Source organism: Undibacterium sp. TC9W (assembly GCF_049339865.1).
Lineage (GTDB): Bacteria > Pseudomonadota > Gammaproteobacteria > Burkholderiales > Burkholderiaceae_D > Undibacterium.
In genome coordinates this window covers 1-3,281 of sequence record NZ_JBMPPJ010000049.1, presented here as the reverse complement: position 1 = coordinate 3,281, position 3,281 = coordinate 1, and the positions used below count along the sequence as shown (strand labels likewise).

At 50.0% G+C, this 3,281-nt stretch carries 2 protein-coding genes; both read left to right on the top strand.

Annotated features, from left to right (window positions below; translation table 11 throughout):
* A partial coding sequence (locus ACO0LN_RS30120) for a beta strand repeat-containing protein (RefSeq protein WP_422980416.1) occupies window positions 1-1,537 on the top strand: 1,537 nt, incomplete at its 5' end.
* Window positions 1,538-1,807: 270 nt separating this feature from the next.
* On the top strand, window positions 1,808-3,181 hold the full coding sequence (locus ACO0LN_RS30115) for a tetratricopeptide repeat protein (protein ID WP_422980414.1): 1,374 nt from the start codon (window positions 1,808-1,810) through the stop codon (window positions 3,179-3,181).
* Window positions 3,182-3,281 lie beyond the last annotated feature (100 nt).

The window sequence follows — 3,281 nt, the reverse complement described above, 5'->3', positions numbered from 1 at the left end:
AACGTCTTCTTCCAATGCAACTGGTGGTGGCGTGAACAACACGACTGTCAGCAATGCAGTGTTCGTATCTGGCGGCGCAACAGTAACAACAGGTGTTGTTGGTACTAACCCAGTGAATGGTGGCGGTTCTGCTTTGTCTCCTACAGCACTGACAGCTGGCGGTACATTCAATAGCGTTGCAGGCGTAAACGATAACTTCACAGGCTTGACTGCAACTCTGAATGGTACAACTGTCAACGGTAATCTGGGTGACACTGATGCGATCACTCTGGGTGATGCAGCTTCTGTTGCTATCGGCAACGGTACAGCAGGTGGCACTATCACTAACATCAAGACTCTGAACCTGGCGAACGCAACTAACGCTATCACTTTCGGTGCAACTACCACTGGTATCACTACAGTGAACGGCGGCACAGGTGACGACAGTGTGAACGTGACAGGTGCTGGTACATCCTTCGCTGCTGGTAACGTTAATCTGGGTACAGGTACTAACAACCTGACATTGGGAGCATTCACTTACGCTGGTACTTTCAGCGCAGGTGCAGGTACAGATACACTGGTATTGGCAGCTGGCGCTAATGTTGCTGGTTCCAACATCACTGGCTTTGAAAACCTGACATTGGCAGCAACTGGCGTGTACACCATGACAGCAGCTCAGTACAATGGCTTCACAGGTGCAGTTTCTGCTGGCAACACAGAAACTATCGCTCTGACTACAGCTGGTACTATCGTTGCTAACGCAGCGATCGAACGCTTCACTCTGGCTAACGGTACTAACACATTCACTGCTGGTACTAACACAGTGAGCGTTGTTGGTGGCACAGGTAACGATACATTCAACTACACAGCAACACAAATCGCCGGTGCAACAACGCTGGACGGCGGCTTGGGTGCAGATACACTGAACATCGGTGCTATCGGTGCTAACTTGAACATCACTGCTCTGGTCACAGGCGTAGAAACAATCAACGTCACTGGCTCTGCAGCAACTGGCTACACCTTCACTAACGAAAGTGGTGCTGGTGTAACTCTGAACTACGCTAAAGGCGCATTTGCTGACACAGTAGTTCTGGGTGCAGGCGGGCAAACAGTGAATCTGTTGGGTACAGCAGGTACAGCAGTAACAGTAACCGGCACAGCAGCTGGCGTTGATACTATCAACCTGTCTGCAACTGCAACTGGCGTTGAGACAGTAAGTGTTGGTTCCAACATCGGTGCAATCGATACAGTAGCAAACTTCAAAGTTGCTGGCGCTGACGTGTTCAAAACTGGCACAGCAGCAACAACATTGAACGCGCTGAACATCGCGACAGCAGACGTAGCTACTCTGGCAGCAGCAATCGCTACAGCAGCAACTGCAGCTGGCGCGACTCTGGCAGCGAATACCCAGGCTTACATCATCACTGTAGCCGCAGGTACAGCAGCTGGTACTTATGCCTTCCAAAACATCGGTGGCACTGTAGGTGCAGTTGATGCAACTGACTTTATCGTTAAAATCACTGGCGCAGGTTCCATCGTCGCTGGCGATTTCCAATAATTCAGTAAGCTATGCAGGAAAATGGGTAGCTTGCTACCCATGCAGCAGGGAGGGAACATCCTCCCTGCTGTGTAAAAATAAAAAACCCACCTCTGTAAAGCGGTGGGTTTTTTTATGATTGCTGATCTTTGCTAGCAGCGGTATTTTTGCTGAAGGTTTTTGTTTGAGATTTTTGTTTAATTTTGAAGATTAAATTCTGCAGTTCAAGCCCAGTCTTTGCTAGCATGCAGCTTCGTCTATCCTGAATCCCTGGTTTTGTCAGTCCTGCGAATGCCTATGAAAAAATTGAGCCGTAACGATCCCTGTTCCTGTGGCAGCGGGAAGAAATACAAGCAATGTTGCATGGCTGCAGACGACGCCGCACATGTGCAGGCAGACAAGCAAAAACAGGACGCGCAAAAACAGATTGCTGCCTGGGTGGAGCAGGGCATGGGCTTGCACCGTAATGGGCAAATTGAGGCAGCAAGGCAAATCTATCAGCAAATCCTGGCACTACAGCCAGAGCATGCAGACACCCTGCATTTATTTGGAGTGACTGCTCACCAGCTCGGAGAGTATGCAAATGCAATAGAATTTATCCAGCGCTCTTTGCAAGCCAATCCCCGAAATTTTTATGCCCTGAATAATCTTGGATCGGCATTGCGGGAGTTTGGTCAGCCGGAGCAGGCACTCGCATGTTTCCAGCAAGCTTGTAAGCTCAAGCCCGACTATGCCGAGGCACACAGCAATATTGGCAATGTATACAAGGACATGGGACAGCAGGAAGAGGCGATATCCGCCTACAAACGGGCAAGCAGCCTTAATCCATCACTGGCCGAGCCCTGGAATAACCTGGCCTTGATTTATCAAAAGCGTAAGGACATAGATCAGGCCATACTATGTGCAGAGCGTGCTGCTACGCTGCAGCCCAAGCATGCAGAGATTCATAATAGTCTGGGAAATATTTACAAGGATGCCGGCCAGACTGCGCAGGCAATCAGCAGCTATCAGCGTGCCATCGCCCTTGACCCGGAACACGGCAATGCCCTGCATTTCATCCATGTTCTCAGTGGCCAGGCCAGTGCCCAGGCACCAGTCAGCTATGTCAGTAAAGTATTTGATGATTATGCAGAGCGTTTTGACCAGCATCTGCAAGAAGTGCTGGAATACCAGATTCCTGTCATTATTGGGCAGGAGCTCAGGCAATTGCGCGTGGCTGATACGAAGGCATGGCGCATACTGGACCTGGGGTGCGGCACTGGTTTGGTCGCGAAAGAACTCGCACCACTGGCTGTGAGTCTCGTTGGCGTTGATCTGTCAGAAAAAATGCTGGCAAAAGCCCATGCCAGGCAGCTGTATCACAGGTTGATCAAAGCCGATTTGCTGAGTATGACGCAACAAGAAGCAAGTGCAAGCTATGAAGCCGTGACTGCAGCAGATGTATTTGTCTATCTGGGGCAACTTGACAATATCATTGCCGAGGCCAGTCGTTTGTTGATCCCCGATGGCTTGTTTGCCTTTTCTGTCGAAGCTGCGGATGGAGGTTCTGCTACCTCTCCCGGTGGCATAGGCTATACGCTACGCAATAGTGGCCGTTATGCGCATCAACTCAATTATCTCGGCAAATTGGCCTCAGAACATGAGCCTGTAAAAAAATCTGTGTAAGTTCTCCCGGAACTATTGGTGAGCGTTGATGCGCTCCCCAAATTCTATATCAAAGCGATTCAATGCCTGTCGCCAGTGTTGTATAGGCATGGTCCATTTC